This is a genomic window from Bacteroides sp. ET336, from assembly GCF_024733815.1.
Classification (GTDB): domain Bacteria; phylum Bacteroidota; class Bacteroidia; order Bacteroidales; family Bacteroidaceae; genus Phocaeicola; species Phocaeicola cellulolyticus.
In genome coordinates this window covers 1-20,251 of the sequence record NZ_JANRHK010000009.1, presented here as the reverse complement: position 1 = coordinate 20,251, position 20,251 = coordinate 1, and the positions used below count along the sequence as shown (strand labels likewise).

21 protein-coding genes are annotated in these 20,251 nt (G+C 40.3%); 13 read left to right on the top strand and 8 right to left on the bottom strand.

The features are described from left to right. Positions 1 to 113 precede the first annotated feature (113 nt). The 3 genes from NW213_RS09610 to NW213_RS09600 form a co-directional block, all read right to left on the bottom strand. The gene (locus tag NW213_RS09610; RefSeq protein WP_154043445.1) at positions 114 to 536 is read right to left on the bottom strand and encodes a hypothetical protein; all 423 of its coding nucleotides are present in this window, start codon (positions 534 to 536) and stop codon (positions 114 to 116) included. A 131-nt stretch (positions 537 to 667) separates the two neighbouring features. Continuing rightward, on the bottom strand, positions 668 to 1,732 hold the full coding sequence (buk, locus tag NW213_RS09605; protein WP_154043446.1) for a butyrate kinase: 1,065 nt from the start codon (positions 1,730 to 1,732) through the stop codon (positions 668 to 670). A 13-nt stretch (positions 1,733 to 1,745) separates the two neighbouring features. Next, positions 1,746 to 2,657, bottom strand: coding sequence for a phosphate acyltransferase (locus NW213_RS09600; protein ID WP_235340481.1), 912 nt, complete (start codon positions 2,655 to 2,657; stop codon positions 1,746 to 1,748). Positions 2,658 to 2,736: 79 nt separating this feature from the next. On the opposite strand from NW213_RS09600, the gene NW213_RS09595 reads away from it, so the two are divergent. Then, the gene (locus tag NW213_RS09595) at positions 2,737 to 4,503 is read left to right on the top strand and encodes a gamma-glutamyl-gamma-aminobutyrate hydrolase family protein (RefSeq protein WP_258322625.1); all 1,767 of its coding nucleotides are present in this window, start codon (positions 2,737 to 2,739) and stop codon (positions 4,501 to 4,503) included. 70 nt (positions 4,504 to 4,573) lie between these two features. On the opposite strand, the gene NW213_RS09590 is transcribed toward NW213_RS09595, so the two are convergent. Then, positions 4,574 to 6,103 carry a Gfo/Idh/MocA family protein gene (locus tag NW213_RS09590; protein ID WP_258322624.1) on the bottom strand — a complete coding sequence of 510 codons (1,530 nt, stop codon included), beginning with the start codon at positions 6,101 to 6,103 and terminating at the stop codon, positions 4,574 to 4,576. Positions 6,104 to 6,474: 371 nt separating this feature from the next. Here NW213_RS09590 and NW213_RS09585 point away from each other — a divergent pair, with 371 nt between their 5' ends. Together NW213_RS09585 and NW213_RS09580 are read left to right on the top strand one after the other, a co-directional pair. Then, entirely contained in the window at positions 6,475 to 6,702 is a 228-nt protein-coding gene (locus NW213_RS09585) for a winged helix-turn-helix domain-containing protein (protein ID WP_154043450.1), read from the top strand. A 1-nt stretch (position 6,703) separates the two neighbouring features. Then, on the top strand, positions 6,704 to 6,925 hold the full coding sequence (locus NW213_RS09580; protein ID WP_154043451.1) for a winged helix-turn-helix domain-containing protein: 222 nt from the start codon (positions 6,704 to 6,706) through the stop codon (positions 6,923 to 6,925). Positions 6,926 to 7,069: 144 nt separating this feature from the next. On the opposite strand, the gene groL is transcribed toward NW213_RS09580, so the two are convergent. The 3 genes from groL to NW213_RS09565 form a co-directional block, all read right to left on the bottom strand. Next, positions 7,070 to 8,707, bottom strand: coding sequence for a chaperonin GroEL (gene groL, locus NW213_RS09575; RefSeq protein ID WP_154043458.1), 1,638 nt, complete (start codon positions 8,705 to 8,707; stop codon positions 7,070 to 7,072). Positions 8,708 to 8,741: 34 nt separating this feature from the next. Further along, complete coding sequence (locus tag NW213_RS09570) at positions 8,742 to 9,014, bottom strand: co-chaperone GroES (RefSeq protein WP_154043459.1); 273 nt, start codon at positions 9,012 to 9,014, stop codon at positions 8,742 to 8,744. Positions 9,015 to 9,229: 215 nt separating this feature from the next. Then, on the bottom strand, positions 9,230 to 9,853 hold the full coding sequence (locus tag NW213_RS09565; RefSeq protein ID WP_258322623.1) for a Crp/Fnr family transcriptional regulator: 624 nt from the start codon (positions 9,851 to 9,853) through the stop codon (positions 9,230 to 9,232). A 132-nt stretch (positions 9,854 to 9,985) separates the two neighbouring features. Here NW213_RS09565 and hcp point away from each other — a divergent pair, with 132 nt between their 5' ends. The 3 genes from hcp (at position 9,986) to NW213_RS09550 (ending at position 14,219) form a co-directional block, all read left to right on the top strand. Next, on the top strand, positions 9,986 to 11,665 hold the full coding sequence (gene hcp, locus NW213_RS09560) for a hydroxylamine reductase (RefSeq protein WP_258322622.1): 1,680 nt from the start codon (positions 9,986 to 9,988) through the stop codon (positions 11,663 to 11,665). 150 nt (positions 11,666 to 11,815) lie between these two features. Next, positions 11,816 to 12,181: a BlaI/MecI/CopY family transcriptional regulator gene (locus NW213_RS09555; protein WP_154043462.1), complete on the top strand. Its 366-nt coding sequence runs from the start codon at positions 11,816 to 11,818 to the stop codon at positions 12,179 to 12,181. Between the two features lie 25 nt (positions 12,182 to 12,206). Next, positions 12,207 to 14,219: a M56 family metallopeptidase gene (locus tag NW213_RS09550; RefSeq protein ID WP_258322621.1), complete on the top strand. Its 2,013-nt coding sequence runs from the start codon at positions 12,207 to 12,209 to the stop codon at positions 14,217 to 14,219. Positions 14,220 to 14,390: 171 nt separating this feature from the next. Here NW213_RS09550 and efp read toward each other — a convergent pair whose 3' ends face one another. After that, positions 14,391 to 14,957: an elongation factor P gene (gene efp, locus NW213_RS09545; protein ID WP_204404571.1), complete on the bottom strand. Its 567-nt coding sequence runs from the start codon at positions 14,955 to 14,957 to the stop codon at positions 14,391 to 14,393. A 192-nt stretch (positions 14,958 to 15,149) separates the two neighbouring features. Between efp and rpmH the strand changes: the two genes are divergently transcribed. The 7 genes from rpmH to NW213_RS09510 form a co-directional block, all read left to right on the top strand. Beyond that, the gene (gene rpmH, locus NW213_RS09540) at positions 15,150 to 15,311 is read left to right on the top strand and encodes a 50S ribosomal protein L34 (RefSeq protein WP_004292199.1); all 162 of its coding nucleotides are present in this window, start codon (positions 15,150 to 15,152) and stop codon (positions 15,309 to 15,311) included. A 141-nt stretch (positions 15,312 to 15,452) separates the two neighbouring features. Further along, on the top strand, positions 15,453 to 16,103 hold the full coding sequence (locus tag NW213_RS09535; RefSeq protein WP_258322620.1) for a PASTA domain-containing protein: 651 nt from the start codon (positions 15,453 to 15,455) through the stop codon (positions 16,101 to 16,103). A 14-nt stretch (positions 16,104 to 16,117) separates the two neighbouring features. After that, positions 16,118 to 17,191 carry an RluA family pseudouridine synthase gene (locus NW213_RS09530; protein ID WP_258322619.1) on the top strand — a complete coding sequence of 358 codons (1,074 nt, stop codon included), beginning with the start codon at positions 16,118 to 16,120 and terminating at the stop codon, positions 17,189 to 17,191. A gap of 15 nt (positions 17,192 to 17,206) precedes the next feature. Beyond that, positions 17,207 to 18,196, top strand: coding sequence for a D-alanine--D-alanine ligase (locus tag NW213_RS09525; RefSeq protein ID WP_258322618.1), 990 nt, complete (start codon positions 17,207 to 17,209; stop codon positions 18,194 to 18,196). Positions 18,197 to 18,224: 28 nt separating this feature from the next. Continuing rightward, positions 18,225 to 19,379: a 1-acyl-sn-glycerol-3-phosphate acyltransferase gene (locus tag NW213_RS09520; RefSeq protein ID WP_204390351.1), complete on the top strand. Its 1,155-nt coding sequence runs from the start codon at positions 18,225 to 18,227 to the stop codon at positions 19,377 to 19,379. Beyond that, a complete protein-coding gene (locus tag NW213_RS09515; protein WP_258322617.1) occupies positions 19,376 to 20,032 on the top strand; it encodes a NigD-like protein in 657 nt (218 codons plus the stop codon). The genes NW213_RS09520 and NW213_RS09515 overlap by 4 nt, the downstream gene beginning before the upstream one ends. A 15-nt stretch (positions 20,033 to 20,047) precedes the next feature. After that, positions 20,048 to 20,251, top strand: a 204-nt coding sequence (locus NW213_RS09510; RefSeq protein WP_258322673.1) for a rhodanese-like domain-containing protein, incomplete at its 3' end; no start/stop codon positions are given.

The following is a 20,251-nucleotide window of genomic DNA, read 5'->3' as shown; positions in this document are numbered from 1 at the left end:
AAAAATATTTAGTTAAACACATTTTCACGGTGCAAATGTAGCTATTCCTCAATGCAACACGATTGCAAAGAAGGGGCAGCACATCAAGCATAACAAAAGCAAAATGTGTAAAACTAAATAATCAATACTGAATGAAAAGCCAATAATGTCCGTCCACTGTTATATACCGGAGGAGCATTAGGAGCCTGTGAGAATAAAAGTCCGGAAGAAACCGGAGGTATTATATAAGATACATGTTCAGGCAAATCAAATGGCATCGGAACAAACGACACCATATCATCATCCTGCGACACCTTAAAGAAATCTATGTTATAATGAACATTGATACAAGAACATTCCTCAGAAACAGATGTACACGAAGTGTCTTCATTTGAATGATGACAACATCCTGACATATCAGTATGCTTATGCAAAATAGAAGAACATGTCTGTGTCTTGCAATAAGCCGAACAGATATGTACCATTCCTGCACCTGCTCCCAAGTTAAATACGGTGAAAGCAAGTATAAATACCAATATGTTGCACAAGTTCTTCATCGGCTGCAAAGATAATACAAACCGAGCGAAGTACAAAGTGAAAACAAAGTTTTCGACTTTTAATTCCGAGGTGCAGGCTATCTTATATAAAGATGCGAAAAACTATCAAAATATGACAATTTCGTGACAAACTATTCCGGATTGTAAACCTGCAAAGGCAATTCGCCACGTAATGCCCCCAGTGCATTCATAGCCAAAGCACCCATCTCGTCTTCACCCGGAATTACTTCTATCGGAGCAAGTCCGTCTATCCATGATGATATTTCAGATATGACATAATCACCGTGAGCCATTCCACCTGTAAGTATTATCGCATCTGTCTTTTGCCTCAAAACAATATGCATACTGCCTATAGTTTTTGCGATATTATATGCCATGGCATGCAAGACATTATATGCATGCTTGTTTCCGGCCTTTATTTCTGCAACGATACTTCTTACATCTGTAGTTCCCAAGTGAGCAAACAATCCTCCATGTCCGTTTATCATCTTACGTATCTCGTCATACGAATATTTTCCGCTGAAACATAAATCCACAAGTTGCCTCGTAGGTATCGAACCGGCTCTTTCGGGACTGAAAGGTCCGTCACCGTCAAGTGCGTTATTCACATCTATAACCCTGCCTTTTGAGTGTGCACTGATAGAGATTCCACCACCCAAATGGGCAACTATAAGATTAAGGTCTTCATACCTGCGTCCAACACTTGCAGCATATCTTCGTGATACGGCGCGACTGTTCAACGCATGAAAAACCGATATACGGGATATTTCAGGCATTCCGGTTACACGTGCCAGGTCGCTCATTTCATCCGTTACCACCGGATCAGCAATATACGCAGGACAATTACATCCTTTGGCAATCTCATCGGCAATCAATCCTGCCAGATTGGACGCATGCTCCATCTTGGCATTTATCAAATCGTATTTAATCTTTTCATCTACCAGATAAACACCACCCTGTGTAGGTTTAAGCAAACCTCCGCGTCCTATCACCGCATCGAATTCCACATTGAAACCTGCCTCTTCCAAAGACTTTATAATAAGCTCCTTTCTGAAATCGTGCTGTTCGTTGACATGCGAAAAACGCGAAAGTTCCTCAGCCGGATGATATACATTTTCACTCCACAGTTGTTTCTCATTATCATAAACGGCAACCTTGGTTGAGGTTGATCCGGGGTTTATTACAAGTATTCTCATAAAAACATAAGATTTATTTTCCTGCAAGGCATGCCAGCACAAGACTGTAGTATTTAGAATTACCGGAATCGCTTCGCGAAGGAACAACTACCGGAGCTATAGTACCGGTAAGCATTCCTGCCATGTTGGCATCTCCAAACAGGGAAAGTGTTTTATAAAAGGTATTTCCAGATTCGATGTTAGGGAATATCATAATATCGGCATTGCCGATAACAGGCGACGACATTCCTTTTATTTCTCCACTATGAGCGTCACAAGCAGTTTTCGCATCCATCGGACCATCAATATAAACCTTGCCCATCTTTCCTTCAGACGCTTCTTTTTTCAGTTCAGTATAACAAATGGTATGAGGGAATTTGGCATTCACCTTCTCCGAACAATGTATAAGAGCGACACGAGGTTCTTCCATTCCAAGCCTGTTGCATATCCTGATATCGTTCATTATCATAGCTCTGAACTGGTCTAATGTAGGTTTGGGAATTACGGCTGCATCCGAAAAGAACAATAATTTATGATAAAGCGGAATCTGTGCCACTGCCACATGACTAAGAATTCCACCTGGAGGAAGTAATCCTCTCTCTTTATGCAGAACTGCTCTCAGAAGATTGTCTGTATTTATCAATCCCTTCATAAGCACATCAGCCTCACCGGAACGGACCAGCTCCACAGCCAAAGCTGCTGCATCATCCGGAGTGGGAGCCGTATATACACGAACAAAATCAGGAGATGCGGCATAAAGACTATTTGAAATGTCAACGTGATCAACATCAGTCACCAAAAGATATTCGGCAATTTCTTCTCTCAGACTTCTTATTATAACATATTCGGTGTGCGGATCATTAGGACAAACAACGGCAACCCTGCGTCGTGTTTTTCTCAAGCGCAACCTATTTACCATTTGGGAGAGTGTTCTTACTGGTTCCATAGAATGTTATTTTAAACAAATATCCGAAATAAATCCGATTTTTCCGTATATTTGTCAGAGTTATAATAAAGATTAACGTATGAAAACGTATAATACATTCGATATACAGGCTGATTATGACTATTTGCATAGCAAATTGCCATCCGACAAAAGACGTCCGATAATTGGCATTACCGCCAATATAAGCGATGGAAACGTATCACTGTTTCCGGGATATTTCAAATCGATATATGAAGCCGGAGGAGTTCCCCTGGTTATTCCTCCTTCTGATGACCTGACCATTCTGCCAAATCTGCTTGATTCATTAGACGGAATACTTCTCAGCGGAGGCGCAGATATCAATCCGTTATTTCTGGGAGAAGACCCTGTAAGGGAACTCCATAATATAAATCCTTACCGCGACCGTCAGGAACTGATGATAGTGAAAATGGCTGCCGACAGACAGATTCCGATTCTCGGCATTTGCAGAGGTATCCAGATAATGACTGCCGCATTGGGAGGTACTTTATATCAGGACATCTACTCACAAGCTGAAGGCAAACTGATAAAACACAGTCAGGATCTTGACAGATCATATGCATCACACACGGTAAATATAGATGAAGACAGCCTGCTTGCCGAAATAATGGGTAATACAATATTGCCAGTAAATTCGTTCCACCACCAGGCAGTCAAGGAGCCGGCTCCAGGATTCAGAGTATGTGCACGTTCAAACGACGGTATAATAGAAGCAGTGGAAAGCACTGAATACAAATCGATGCTCGGAGTCCAATGGCATCCCGAATGTTTTATCCTTAACGGGGATAGAAGCATGATGCCTATATTCGAATGGCTGATAAAAGAATCATCATCATTCAAAGAAGCAAAAAGGCTTCATCAGAGGATCCTGACACTAGATACCCATTGTGACACTCCCATGTTTTTCGGACAGGGAATAAACTTCGCAACAAGAGACAGCAAGATAAAAGTCGATCTTCATAAAATGACAGAAGGAAGACAAGATGCCACAATAATGGTTGCATATATTCCGCAGAAAGAACGTACAGACGAAGCATTGCTTGCTGCCACAGCAAAGGCAGACAGACTGCTCAATGAAATGGAAAAGATGATAGCCGAAAACTGTACTGCTGTGGATATCGCATACGCACCTTCGGATCTTTACCGTCTTAAAACGGAAGGGAAAAAAGCTATAATGTTAGGTATTGAAAACGGATATGCCATTGGTAAAGACATCACCAATGTAGAACGTTTCAGAAAAAGAGGTGTGGTATATATGACATTGTGCCACAACGGTAACAACGACATCTGCGGTTCGGCAAGATATAATGACGAAAATCTTGGTGTAAGTCAGTTCGGTGAAGCTGTCATACGTGAAATGAACCGCACGGGTATGATGATAGACCTGTCGCACAGTGGAGAAAGAAGTTTCTACGAAACACTGGAGATAAGCCAGATGCCTGTAGTATGTTCACACTCCTCATGCCGTTCTTTATGCGATCATCCGCGAAACCTTACAGATGACCAGATAAAAGCCATTACCCGTAAAGGCGGAGTAATACAGGTTTGTCTTTACAGCGGTTTCCTCCGCTCAGACCGTGAAGCAAATATCCTTGATGCGATAGAACATCTGAACCACATAGTAAATCTTGCAGGTGTGGAACATGTGGGAATAGGAACAGACTTCGATGGCGACGGCGGAATAATAGGATGCAACGACTCATCGGAACTTATAAACTTCACCCGTCGTCTCATGAAAGAAAGATATAGCGAGGATGATATCAGACGAATATGGGGAGGCAACTTCCTGCGAGTAATGGAAGAAGTTCAAAAACACTCTTCACTATAAAATTTAAAGCCTTTTGAAAACTGTTTGCAAAGAGTTTTCAAAAGGCTTTAAAAATATCATATACTCTGATTTATTTCCAATCCTCAGCACCCTGAAGTTTTAGTTTCTGTGTATAAGCCTCAGCTTTCTTGGCAGCTTCAGCCTCATCTTCAGGTGAAGCAAAGGCATGTCTGTATCCTTTCACCTTATTCCAGTCACCACGTGTGAAGTCAGGGAATTCTACAGGAGCACAGTTATTGTCCATAGACAATTCACCAAGCTCGGCAAGGCAGCACCATTCAGCCAAATCATAAACATCCATATCCAATGGCAAACCGTTCTGTAGGCAATAAACCAGACGTGAATCCATAATGAAGTCCATACCACCGTGTCCGCCTACTTCCTTGGCCATATCACCGTATTTCTTCAATATAGGATGTCTGTATTTCTCTACCAGTGCATTCATTTCCTTTTCAGGAAGGAAGCTGTGTGCATTCAGATTGTCAACTTCCGGTTTTACGCCTGAAGCCTCAAGCTGGTCACCTCCTACAGCATATCCCTCAATAGGATATTTGTTTGCAAAACCTTTTGTTCCTGTAAGTTGATAAAGTCTGTTGTATGGTTGCGGAGTCATTACGTTATGCTGTATTTCGATAACCTTACCATTTTCTGTACGTATCAAAGTTGTAGTATGATCACCGTTTCTGAAATTCTCGCATACTGAATCTGCAGATGCTTCAACCCATGCTTTTCCATTCACAGATTTGGTATCCATTGCCACCAAAGTCTTCATTCTGTCGCCACGATGAATATCAAGAGCCTGAGCTACAGGGCCTAAACCATGAGTGGCATATACATCACCACGATGACGCATATTATAATCCAAACGCCATCCCAACTTGTCTGATTCACCATTTTTCCAGTAATGTTTCCAGAATGGACTTAAATCGTGGATATAGGCACCCTGAGCACGTATCACCTCACCGAATACTCCCTGCTGTGCCATATTAAGGGTATTCATCTCGAACCAGTCATAACAGCAGTTCTCAAGAATCATACAGTGCTTCTGATATTTCTCACTCAAGTTTACCAATGTCCAACATTCATTTAAATTCATTGCAGAAGGAACTTCTATAGCCACATGCTTGCCATTTTCAAGGGCACATTTTGCTACAGGGAAATGATGCAGCCAGTCTGTTGCTATATAAACCAGATCAATATCCTCTCTTTTACACAGTTCCTCATATCCTTTTTCACCTGAATATATCTCAGCCTTTGGCAAAGAAGCATTCTTCAAATACTCCTGACAAGCCTCAGCACGAGAAGCCTCATGATCACATAAAGCTACAATATGTGTACCCGGAATGTGAGTGAAACGTTCCACGGCTCCAGGTCCACGCATTCCAAGCCCTACAAAGCCTACTCTGACTACTTCCATTTTAGGAGCTGTAAGTCCCAATACACTCTTTTGTCCGGCCTCGCGTTCAGGAGTGTTTACGACGATAGTACCGCCATTCCACTTCCACTCGGTTCCATGCTCATTGACATTTACCTTATCCGTGTTGGTCGCAGTACACGCACATAAGGCAATACACACAATTAAATATAAAATTCTCCTCATAACACTTATAACCTCCACATTTATAAACTACCATCCTATATGTAGTGGAGTTTTACCATGATAAGACAGTTCTTTTTTCAGGCGTAAAGATATGAAGATTTTATACAATAACCTCCAATTATTAGGAAACATTATAATCACAAAATACTGGAGCGAATTAAAAAAAAACGGATAAACAGACTATCCTAATAATTAACACATTAGTAATATTATCACCAAAACTGGTATATTTAATAACATCATATTAAAAAAAAGAATGTTCAAAGTTATAACATATACAAAAAAACAGTATATTTGTGAAAAGCCAGTATTTAAAAACGACTTAGTTTATGAGGAAATAACCTGTTTTATTAACCCAAATATTTAAATATATGGATGTACAAAGTATAGGAAATTGCGCAGGAGTAATTTGGAAATTACTGAATGGCGAACACCGCAAATGGTCTTACAACGAGATCAAGAAGTCAACCGGATTGTCTGACAGAGAAATAAATGCTGCCATAGGATGGCTGGCCAGAGAAGGCAAACTCAATATAGAGGAGACTCAACAAGGAAAAAGAAATATTCTATACATTGAACTGAACTTTTTTATTGGTTAATATGGATAAACACATTATAGGAGAAAACGCAGGAGTTATCTGGCGTCTCCTCAACAACGGCGAAAGATGGGAGTATGAGAGCCTGAAAGCTGCTTCCGGACTTTCTGACAGAGATTTGAATCTTGCCATAGGATGGCTGGCAAGGGAAAACAAGATATTCTTTGAACGAAGTAAAGATCAGGATAAAGAATACATGTACCTGTCAATTGACTTGTATTTGTAGGACACAAGTCTAACCATATAGAAAATGCACGAATTTCATCAATTGGAATGTCATTCGTGCATTTTTTATTATAAAAAAACTCCTGCCGGACATCAGTCCGACAGGAGTCTAATATCAATATTTTATGTGATTAAAAGGGGAAGATTACATCATGCCACCCATGCCGCCCATTCCTGGAGCGCCCATTGGCATTTCAGGTTTGTCTTCTTTCTTTTCAACAATTACACATTCAGTAGTCAAGAACATACCTGCTATTGAAGCTGCGTTTTCAAGAGCAACACGAGTTACTTTTGCAGGATCTACTACACCGGCAGCGTGCAAGTGTTCGTAAACATCTGTACGTGCATTGTAACCGAAGTCATCTTTACCTTCACGTACTTTCTGTACCACTACAGCACCTTCCTTACCAGCGTTAGCTACAATCTGACGAAGAGGTTCCTCGATAGCACGTTTGATGATTTCGATACCGGTTGTTTCGTCAGCGTTGTCACCCTTCAAGCCTTCCAATGCATCGATTGCACGGATGTAAGTTACACCACCTCCAGGTACGATACCTTCTTCGATAGCGGCACGAGTTGCGCACAAAGCATCATCAACACGGTCTTTCTTTTCCTTCATTTCAACTTCGCTTGCAGCACCTACATAAAGAACTGCTACGCCACCTGACAATTTGGCAAGACGTTCCTGAAGTTTTTCTTTGTCATAGTCAGAAGTAGAGTTCTTCATCTCAGCTTTGATCTGGTTGATACGTTCCTGGATGAGTTCTTTCTGACCGGCACCGTTTACGATAGTAGTATTTTCCTTAGAAACAGTAACCTTATCACAAGTACCAAGCATTTCGAGAGTAGCCTGTTCAAGTTTCAAGCCTTTTTCTTCGCTGATAACTACACCACCTGTCAATACTGCGATATCTTCAAGCATAGCCTTACGACGGTCGCCGAAGCCCGGAGCCTTAACAGCACAAATCTTCAACTGTCCGCGCAGACGGTTAACTACAAGTGTAGTCAATGCTTCGCTGTCAACATCTTCTGCTATAACCAACAAAGGACGTCCGCTCTGTACTGCCGGTTCAAGGATAGGCAAGAAATCTTTCAGATTAGAAATCTTCTTGTCATAGATAAGAATGTATGGGTGTTCCATTACACATTCCATCTTTTCTGTATCAGTTACGAAGTAAGCTGACAAGTAACCACGGTCGAACTGCATACCTTCTACAACACCGATTGTAGTGTCAGTACCTTTAGCTTCCTCGATAGTGATAACACCGTCTTTTGAAACCTTGCGCATAGCATCTGCAATAAGCTTACCGATAACAGGGTCGTTGTTTGCAGAGATTGTAGCAACCTGTTCAATCTTGTCGTAGTTGTCACCTACAGTTTCAGCCTGTGACTTGATAGATTCTACAACTTTAGCAACAGCCTTGTCGATACCACGTTTCAAGTCCATTGGGTTGGCACCTGCTGTAACATTCTTCAAACCTACACCTACGATAGCCTGAGCCAATACAGTTGCAGTAGTAGTACCGTCACCTGCATCATCACCAGTCTTTGAAGCTACAGATTTTACAAGCTGTGCACCTGTGTTCTGGAATGCGTCAGCCAATTCTATTTCTTTAGCTACAGTCACACCATCTTTAGTGATGTGAGGAGCACCGAATTTCTTTTCTATAATAACGTTACGTCCTTTAGGACCAAGTGTTACTTTCACTGCGTTAGCAAGTTCGTCCACACCTTTTTTCAACTGATCGCGAGCATCAATGTTGAAGAGAATATCTTTTGCCATAATTTTCTAAACTTTAAAATGTTGATTATATTTATTATTCCACAACAGCGAGTACGTCACTCTGGCGCATCATCAAGTATTTTACACCTTCGTGTTCGATTTCAGTACCAGAATATTTTCCATACAAAACAGTATCATTAACTTTCAATACCATTTCTTCGTCTTTAGTACCGTTGCCTACTGCAATTACTTTACCCTGTAATGGTTTTTCTTTTGCTGTATCAGGAATGATGATACCGCCGATAGTTTTTTCTTCTGCAGGAGCAGGAAGAATCAGAACTCTGTCTGCTAATGGTTTAATAGTCATAATAGTATATTTTTATTGTTATTTTTCAGTTTATCTAATGTCTTTAATAAGACACAATACTCAATACGAAAAGCGTGCCAAATACTAATTCTGTCATATTGGCATATCATTTCTTAATAAAGTATATGTAACACTGACATTTAATCAGTAGTGACACATATTTATATTGCTAAATCTACTGTTGTTCTAAAAAGCGGCAGGATATTTTTCCGAACTTAATATTTTGACAATCTATACCCTTCTTCAGTCTTTATCAATACACCTTCCTCAACCATAGCAGACAGCGTACGCGACAGTGACGGACGTGCCACTCCCATGATAAAAGCAACATCCTGAATATTGGTTATAACACCATTCCTCTGCAAATAGCTCACAATCCTTGTACTAAGATTCTGCAAGGCAAATTCATTAAGTTTACGACTCAGAAAGACACTCCTGTCTGATATCTGACGTAGAAAATTTCTCAGAAGAGCGTCGTCGGTTTCCATCATCTTAAGAAAATCATCTTTCGACAGAGACCATATTATGACATCATCCTCGGCCTGCAATGTTACAGGAAATCTGTTCTCTGTTCCGTAAATAAATGCAGGTGCCAATATCTCCGGAGCCGCCAGATGTTCTATCACTATTTCCTTTCCCTCGGCATTCGTCATCTTGGCAAGCAGCGTACCCTGACACAACAGAGACAATGACTTACACAAACTGTCTTGAAAGATGGCGATATCTCCTTTCTTATACGAAGAAATCTTTTTAGAAGCATTCTTCAGAAATTCCGCAATACCATCTTTGTTTACTCCTTCGAAAAGAGTGAAGTCCAATATGTCATAAAATCGTCCCATACCTATTATCTGTGTATTAATTATTTTTATCAGTCATGGTAACATCTGTTACGGAATAAAGACTTACAACAGAATACCTTTGCACAAAAATAACAACAATAGTATTAGCCACAAATTCAAATCACATTTATTATGACTGAAAATTCTATTGCAGTAAACGAAATGTTCTGTTTCCAATGTCAGGAAACAGCCAAAGGAATAGCCTGTACCATCAAGGGTGTATGCGGCAAGAGCAGCTCAACATCGGCAGCCATGGACTTGCTGTTGTTCGTAGTTAGAGGCGTGTGCTCCGTAGCAGACATTTTGAGAGAAAACGGCATTAAAACAAATCATGAGGTAAACACTTTCGTAACAGACGCATTATTCTCAACCATTACAAATGCCAATTTCGACGATGAAAGCATTCTGAAAAGAGTGGACCGAGGATTGGAACTGAAAACTAAACTGAAAAATATTGCAGAGAAAGAGAATATCAAACTTCCGGCAGTAGATGAAATAATCTGGAATACAGAAAACAGAAAATTCTACGATGAGAAATCAAGAACTGTTGGTATTCTTAGGGAAAAGAATGAGGATATTCGCTCACTGAAAGAGCTGATAATATATGGTCTGAAAGGTATGGCCGCATATCACGAGCACGCCATGCGCCTGGGATATAATGATGAAAGCATACACACTTTCATGCAGTCAACAATAAGAAAAATCACAGTCGGCAACCTATCGGCAGATGAACTTACAGCATTAACACTTGCCGTGGGCGAAACAGGAGTGAAGGTAATGGCTCTATTGGATAAGGCAAATACGGAGACTTACGGAAATCCTGAAATCACAAAAGTGAATATCGGTGTAGGAACAAATCCGGGAATACTGATAAGCGGACACGACCTGCACGACATAGAGGAATTGCTAAAACAGACTGAAGGTACCGGAGTAGATGTATATACACACAGCGAGATGCTGCCGGCACACTACTACCCGGCATTCAAGAAATACAAACATTTCATCGGTAACTACGGTAATGCGTGGTGGAAGCAGCGCGAAGAATTCTCTTCGTTCAACGGTCCGGTGATATTCACTACGAACTGTATCGTACCTCCTACCTCGAATGCTGTATATAAGGACAGAATCTTCACCACCAACTCTACCGGTTATCCGGGATGGAAACATATCACTGCAAACGAGAACGGAGTAAAAGACTTCTCCGAAGTGATTGAACTTGCAAAGAAATGCGATGCGCCAACACAGATTGAGGAAGGCGAAATAATAGGTGGATTTGCACATAATCAGATATTGAGTCTGGCAGACAAGGTAGTGGATGCTATCAAGGCAGGCGCAATAAGAAAATTCATTGTTATGGCAGGATGCGACGGCAGAATGAAAAGCAGAGACTACTACACCGAGTTCGCAAAGGCATTGCCGCAAGACTGTGTAATCCTTACTGCAGGATGTGCGAAGTATAAATATAACAAACTTCCATTGGGCGATATTAACGGTATCCCTCGCATTCTTGATGCAGGACAATGCAATGACAGTTACTCACTGGCCGTTGTAGCTATGAAGCTGAAAGAGGTATTCAATCTAAACGATATAAACGAACTGCCTATAGCATACAACATTGCATGGTATGAACAGAAAGCGGTAATCGTTCTGCTCGCTCTGTTGTCGCTTGGAGTGAAGAACATCCACCTCGGTCCTACTCTTCCGGCATTCCTCTCGCCTAATGTGGCCAAAGTACTTATTGACAACTTCGGTATCGCAGGTATAGGAACTGTTGACGAAGATATGAAGACACTTGGTATTAGTGTGGAATAAAAATACAAAAATCATTGAATTTCCGGGCCCAGAACTCTGGGTTCGGAAATTGTCGTTTATTGGCATTAATTATCTTTAACTATAAAAATTAGTTGGCTAACTATATTTTTTAGTTACTTTGTCATAAACAAAAATCTAAAGCAAAGCCTTATGAAAAAACTGACATCAAAAGAAGAGGAAATCATGGAACTTTTCTGGGAAAAAGGTCCATTGTTCGTGAAAGAACTCCTTTCATTTTATGACGAACCGAAACCGCACATCAACACACTGTCAACAATTGTCCGCGGCTTGGAAGACAAAGGCTACATAGGACACAAAGCATACGGGAACACATTCCAATATTATGCCACAGTGAGCCGAAATGATTTCAGCACCAGCACATTGAAAAATGTAATTAGCAAATATTTCAATAATTCCTACCTTAATGTAGTATCTTCCTTAGTTAAGGAAGAAGACATATCAATTGACGAGCTTAAAGAACTTATAAAGAAAGTTGAAGAAGAGAACAGGAAATAAGCAATGATAGAAAAAGTTTAATAATATGGGAACACTACTTATATATATACTGAAATCGGCTGTTTGTCTGGCAGTATTCTATCTGTTCTACAAACTGCTGATGAGTCGCGAAACTTTTCATCGTTTCAATCGTTTCTCTCTTCTTGGCCTGATGATTATATGTTCCATAATTCCTTTCGCAAAGATAAGTATGGATACCCCGGATGAAACTGTTCAGGTTGAAATATCTATGGACGAGTCACTGATGATGCCTGTCATGGTCGATGAAAATATAGCAACAGAAGCCAGTGATATCTCTACGATGGAATATATCACCACATTTGCAGCCATCATATACATCACAGGAATTCTGTTCTTTGCCGTAAAAGAGATTTTACAGTTCATAAAAGTGCTGAACATAACGCACAAGGGTAAAGAGGAAGATATCAGTCTGTATGTAAAAGATAATACCGGAAACATAAGACTGATAGTGACAGACGAAAACATATCACCTTTCAGCTGGATGAACCATATAGTAATATCACGTACCGACCTGGAAGAAAACGGCAGAGAGATACTGTGTCATGAAATGGCACATATCACCAACCATCATTCCATCGACCTTGTCCTGGCAGATATATGCATACTTCTGCAATGGTTCAACCCGGCATCATGGCTTATAAAATCGGAACTTCAGAACGTACATGAATTTGAAGCCGACGAAACAGTAATAAGAAACGGAATAGACGCAAAGAATTATCAATTATTATTAATAAAAAAAGCTGTCGGCTCAAGGCTCTACTCAATCGCCAACAGCTTTAATCACAGTAAACTTAAAAAACGTATCACTATGATGATGAAAAAGAAATCCAGCCCATGGGCACGCGCGAAGTATCTCTACGTACTTCCACTGGCAGCTGTAGCAGTTGCCGCCTTTGCCCATCCTGAAATCTCAAAATTAAGTGACGAGATTTCAAGTGTCAAAGTTAATGATTTTTCGGCAATTACGAAAAATCATGAGGTAGAAAACACTTATTCCAAACCTAACGGACTTATTCTGGTGAAAGGTACAGTAGTTGACGATGCCACCGGAAAAGCGATAAGGGGAGCCAGCATCCTGGAAAGAGGTACTACAAACGGAACTATCTCAGATGAGAACGGAGATTTCACATTACGAACTACAGAAAACTCCGTAATAATAATTTCATTCATCGGGAAACAGACTTATACTTTCATAGCGTCGGAAATGGAAATAAAAGGATTAAAAAATAACCCCATAAAGCTTAAGGACGATGTGCAGAATATGGACGAGATAGTTGTAGTGGGATATGAACCGGCCGAGCAACCAAAGAAAGAAGAAAAAGTTCAGCAGAAAGCCGGAAATGAGGAGGAAGTATTCATAGTAGTGGAACAGATGCCTGAATTCCCCGGTGGCATGTCCGAATGCTTAAAATATATAGCCCGCAACATCAAATATCCTACACTTGCACAGGAAGCAAAAATTGAAGGACGTGTAATAGTCAGATTCGTTGTAGGTATAGACGGATACACATCAAACTTCGAGATTCTACACAGTGTATGTCCGGCCTTAGATGCGGAAGCCATCAGAGTTTTGGCACAAATGCCTAAATGGAAACCTGGCATGCAAAGGGGTGTTGCTGTTCCTGTGAAATACACCGTTCCTGTAACCTTTAAACTTGAAAAACAAAATACGCCCCAAACGCAAACCATTAAAAGTAATCCGGTTATGCCCGGAAACGTAAGTTTCAACAAGTCATTGGAGAATGTCCTGATTGTTATAGACGAGAAAGTGGCATCACAGCAAGAATTCAGTGCCTTGAAACCTCAAAACATTGAAAGCATACATGTCATAAAAGAAGAGAACAAGGCACAGGAGATATTCCGTAAATACGGTGTATTCGACAAGAAAGAAGGAGTGATAATTATTAAGACGAAAGTATGGAACGAAGAACCCACAGTAACTCTTAGCGTTGACAAAATGGACAATAAAATAGCAAAAATAATAAAAGACAAGCTGATTAACGACTACAAAAAATAGGCTAATAAAAAACGTGCGCACATTCGATTTAAAACGTGCGTTCATTTAATCCAAAACGTGCGCACGTTTTACTTAAAACGCCTTGTCGTTTTTTTAAAAGATATGCTCCCCCTATCAGAGTTCTGAAAGAGGGAGCATTTATACTATTAAAATTCGTGCAAAAACAAATTATCAAGCCTTAACACGACCTACGTATGAACCATCGCGAGTATCAACTTCGATGATTTCATCCTGATTGATGAACAATGGAACACGTACTGTAGCACCTGTTTCTACTGTAGCAGGTTTAGTCGCGTTTGTAGCAGTATCACCCTTCAATCCCGGTTCTGTATAAGTAACCTTCAACTGAACCTTAACAGGCAATTCTGCGAAAAGGATAGTTTCAGTAGAAGCGTCAGAAACAACTTCGATAACCATCTCTTCCTTCAAGAAGTCAACACCTTCGATAAGATCGTGTGCGATAGGCACCTGTTCGTAAGTTTCCTGATTCATGAAGATATAGTCAGCACCTTCCTTATACAAGTACTGGTAAGGACGACGTTCAACACGTACATCTTCAAGTTTTTCACCAATATTGAAACGACGTTCCAAAACGTAACCGTCAACAACATCTTTCAGTTTTGTACGCATGAAAGTGTTTCCTTTACCCGGTTTTACATGAAGGAAGTCAATACAGAAATAAATCTTGCCATCCATACGGATTGCTGTTCCGATTTTAATGTCTTGAGCATTAATCATAAGTAGAAATCTTTATATAAATATGTAATAATTGATATTCAGAGTAATAATTCGGGTGCAAAATTAATCTAAATCACGAAAAAACGCAAAAAGTTTTGTGTAAAAATGACTTATATCTTTGATTATTAAAAAAAAGTCACTAATTTTGCAGCCCGAACGCATAGAATAATAACATAAATAGTATATACGAAAATGAAAAGAACATTCCAACCCTCTAACAGAAAGAGAAAAAACAAACACGGTTTCCGTGAAAGAATGGCTACTGCAAATGGTCGCCGAGTATTGGCTGCACGTCGTGCTAAAGGTCGTAAAAAATTGACTGTATCTGACGAATACAACGGAGTCAAGGCTTAAGCCGTGCTTTGGAATTAAGATTTAAGAAAAGCCGCAAGATATTGGTAACAGTATTTTGCGGCTTTTTCTGTTGTTTATTTTTCTGCCAATAAAACGAATAACCAAAAAAATCGTATCTTTGTCGAAAATATTCAACAAATTATGATAGGATTTAAAGACTTCTTTTCGTTCCGGAAAAACAAATTATTCTGGATTAACATAATTGGTATGGTTGTGGTAATAATAGCTGTGACATGGGGAACTTTGGCATGGCTTGATTCATATACCAGACATGGAGAAGCACATATAGTGCCTGACGTAAAAAACAAAAACATAGAGGAAGCAGTCAGGATTCTGAATGAAGGTACAATGGAAAGTGTAGTCATAGACTCAAATTACGTTAAAGGTGTACCGGCAGGAATGGTTCTGGAACAAACTCCCGCTGCAGGAGCCAGAGTAAAGGAAGGCAGAACTGTATATCTGACAATAACCACTACCTCTGTTCCACTGATACAGCTACCAGACATTATTGACAACAGTTCTATAAGACAGGCAGAAGCAAAACTGAAAAGTATAGGTTTCAAGCTTACAGAACCTGAACTCGTTCCGGGAGAGCAGGATTGGGTGTATGGAATAAAATACAGAGGAAGAGAACTGAAATCGGGCGATAAAGTGCCTAACGAGGCTCTTCTCACCTTGTGTGTGGGAGATACTCATTTAAGGGATTCACTTGCTATGGATTCCACTATGATTGAAATAAATCCAATGCCTCAAAATGAAGAAAAACCTGAGGTGGATGATTCCTGGTTCTAACTAATAATGAAAGAATGGCAGAAGATATTTTTCTTGATGATATTGACGATACATTAGACGACCTTGAGCCGACCGGAAATTCCGGAGAGTTGTATGAACATTTCAAGGTTGTGGTCGATAAAGGACAGTCGCCGGTAAGAATAGACAAATACCTTTTTGAAAGGATAGTAAACGCCTCAAGAAACAGGATACAGGCTGCTGCGGATGCGGGATTCGTTATGGCTAACGGAAAACCGGTGAAAAGCAGCTATAAGGTGAAACCTTCGGATGTACTGACGGTGATGATGGACCGTCCGAAATATGACAACGACATTATTCCTGAAGATATTCCACTTGACATTGTTTACGAGGACAGTGAACTTATGGTGATAAACAAGCCTGCAGGACTTGTGGTACATCCGGGATGCGGCAATTATCATGGCACATTGGTCAATGCTATTGCATGGCATTTGAGAGACGTTCCTACATACGACCCGAACGATCCTCAAGTGGGATTGGTGCATAGAATAGACAAGGATACATCCGGACTGTTGGTTATAGCCAAGACGCCTGATGCGAAGACCAGCCTGGGAATGCAATTCTACAATAAGACCACAAAACGTGAATACAATGCACTGGTGTGGGGAATAGTGGAAGAGGACGAAGGAACAATAACGGGCAACATAGGACGTAATCCTAAAGACAGGATGCAAATGGCTGTAATGGCTGACCAGAATCAGGGAAAGCATGCCGTGACGCACTATAAGGTTTTGGAAAGGCTGGGATATGTGACGCTTGTAAAATGTGTGCTGGAGACAGGAAGAACACATCAGATTCGCGTACATATGAAGCACATAGGGCACGTTCTTTTCAATGACGAAAGATATGGCGGTAACGAAATTCTGAAAGGGACTCATTTCAGCAAATACAAACAATTCGTAAACAACTGTTTTGATATTTGTCCGAGACAGGCGTTACATGCCAAGACTTTAGGTTTCGTACATCCTAAGACCGGAGAAGAAATGTTCTTCACATCGGAACTGCCTAAGGATATGACAGAACTGATTGAGAAATGGAGAACTTATATCAGTAATAGAGAACAGATTTGAATAATATAAATAAAGATGAAACGTACAGTAGCAATTATTGCAGGCGGTGACTCTTCGGAACATGAAGTGTCAATGAACAGTGCAAAAGGCATTTATTCTTTTATTGATAAGGAAAAATACAATCTATATATAGTAGAATTGAGCAAGAAGGCCTGGGAAGCCGTGCTTGCCGATGGAACTCGTTCGAAAATAGACAAGAACGATTTCAGTTTTATGGATGGCGACAAAAAGGTGAAACCTGACTTCGCATATATCACCATACATGGCACTCCGGGTGAAAATGGTATCCTGCAGGGGTATTTCGAATTGTTGGATATCCCCTACTCTACTTGCGACGTCCTGGTTTCTGCCATGACTTTCAGCAAGTTTACATTGAACCAATATCTGAAAGGATTCGGCATCAGAGTTGCGGAGTCTATGCTGGTAAACAAACGTTTCGGCATAGAGGATAAGGATGTTATAGAGAAAATAGGTCTTCCTTGTTTTATCAAGCCTAATGCCAGCGGTTCAAGCTTCGGTGTGACAAAAGTAAAAACAGCGGATCAGATACAACCTGCCCTGAAAGCTGCCTTTGCAGAATCGGATGATGTGATGATAGAGGCATTCATGGACGGTATTGAGCTGGCAAACGGATGTTATAAGACAAAGAATAAATCTGTAGTATTCCCTATCACTGAAGTGGTTAGCGACAATGAGTTTTTCGATTATAACGCAAAATATAAAGGCGAAGTGACTGAAATAACTCCTGCACGTCTCAGTCCTGAGCTTACAGAGAGGGTAAAGAAGCTGACTTCTGCCGTGTATGATATTTTGGGATGTAAGGGTATAGTAAGAGTTGACTATATCATTACTGAGGGTGAAAAGATTAATATGCTCGAGATAAACACCACTCCGGGAATGACATCTACAAGCTTTATTCCACAGCAGGTAAAGGCTGCAGGACTTGACATAAAAGATGTGATGACAGACATCATAGAAGAAGGACTGGAAAAGTATTCTAAATAAACATTCATAACCATAAAAACTGAAAGCCATGAGAATACCTGAAGAATTTGACGAAATCCGCCCCTATTCTCCGGAAGAACTTCCAAAGATCTTCGAAGAATTATTGTCTGACAGTGATTTTATAGAGGTGATAAAAAAGGTATTGCCAGATACTCCAATTGAGGCATTGGCCAATATATTGAGAAATTGCAAGACTAACCTTGATGTGCAGAAGAATATTTTTTATGGATTACTGCATGACATCATAAAGAAATGCAGCGACGGATTCAGTTTCGACAGCTCGCAGATTGCAGACAAGAACAAAGGATATACTTTTATATCCAATCACAGGGATATTGTACTGGATTCCGGATTCCTTTCAGTAGGACTCATTGACAACGGATTCCCTACTACAGTAGAAATAGCAATAGGTGACAATCTTCTGATATACCCGTGGATAAAGAAGCTGGTGCGTGTAAACAAGGCGTTCATAGTACAAAGGGCACTGAGCATGCGACAAATGCTTGAGGCTTCGGCCAGAATGTCAAGATACATTCATTTTGCAGTTACACAGAAGCAGGAAAATATATGGATAGCGCAACGCGAGGGAAGAGCAAAGGACTCTAATGACCGTACTCAGGACAGTGTGCTGAAGATGCTGGCAATGGGTGGTAGCGGCGACGTAATAGACAGTCTGAAGGAGCTTAACATAGTACCTTTGTCACTGTCATATGAATATGACCCGTGCGATTTCCTTAAAGCTCAGGAAATGCAGCTGAAAAGAGATGTAGAAGGCTTCAAGAAAAGCCAGCAGGACGACCTGGTGAATATGCAGACAGGAATTTTCGGATACAAGGGAAGAATACATTTCCAGACAGGCCCATGCATAAACGACGAACTGGAGGCTTTGCGCGGATTGCCTAAAGTGGAGATATTTACAAAAGTTTCTGAGATTATAGACAGATATATCCACCGCAATTACAGAATGTATCCTGCCAATTATATTGCGTGCGATATGCTTAACGGAAACAAGGCGATGGCAGAACATTATACGGCTGAAGACAAGGCCAAATTTGAGGCTTATCTCGAAAAGAAGATTTCGCTTATAAACATTCCTGACAAGGATATTGACTTCTTACGTGAACGTATTCTGACTATGTATGCAAATCCTGCTATCAATCATCTCCATGCGATAAAGGAATGAGGAAAGGTTTTTACATAATAATTCTAGTATGCATTGTGGCTTTTTCATCTTGCAAGAAAGATGAATATGTATATCCTAGTGTACTGACAGAACTTGTTGACATAAAGACAAATTCTTCCGGGAAACTATCGTATATTCAAAGCGACAACGGAGATATGTATCAGATAATGGAGAGGAGTGGACTGGAAGGTTTCACTCCGGACTCTACTTATAGGGCACTATCAATCTTCGAACCCGGAGAAAGCAGCAACGATGTTTTTACTGCCAAGGTTTATTCATGTCAGTTTGTTATTTCAGTTATTCCATCTCCGGCAGACAAGTTTGATAAAGGGATAAAAACTGATTCGCTGGATATAGACAGAATTTGGAGTTCGGGAAACTATATAAATATGGTACTGGATATTATGGCGAAAGACAAAACGCACGTATTGAATTTCGTCGATAACGGAATAACAGACAATGCAGATGGAAGCAAGACACTGAATATAACGGTTTATCATGATCAGAATGGTGATTATGAAGCCTACACGAAAAAAGCGTATGCTTCTATTCCGTTATGGCCTTATAGAGGAGTTTTGGCAGAAGGTGACAGAATAATAGTGCACATAAACACATTTAAGGAAGGAAATACGACAAGAGAGTTCCATTACTAAACATTCTATATTATGATATTGAAGAGTATATATTTCATGTTCTTTGTATGTGTCTTTCTGTTTGGGCTGATGGCATGCAGTTCGAAACCAAAAGACAAATTCACAAATCTTTCGGCAGACGAATTCGAGAAGCTGATAGAAAACGATGATGTACAAAGACTGGATGTAAGAACTGTTGCCGAATATAGTGAAGGTCACATACCAGGCAGCATAAACATC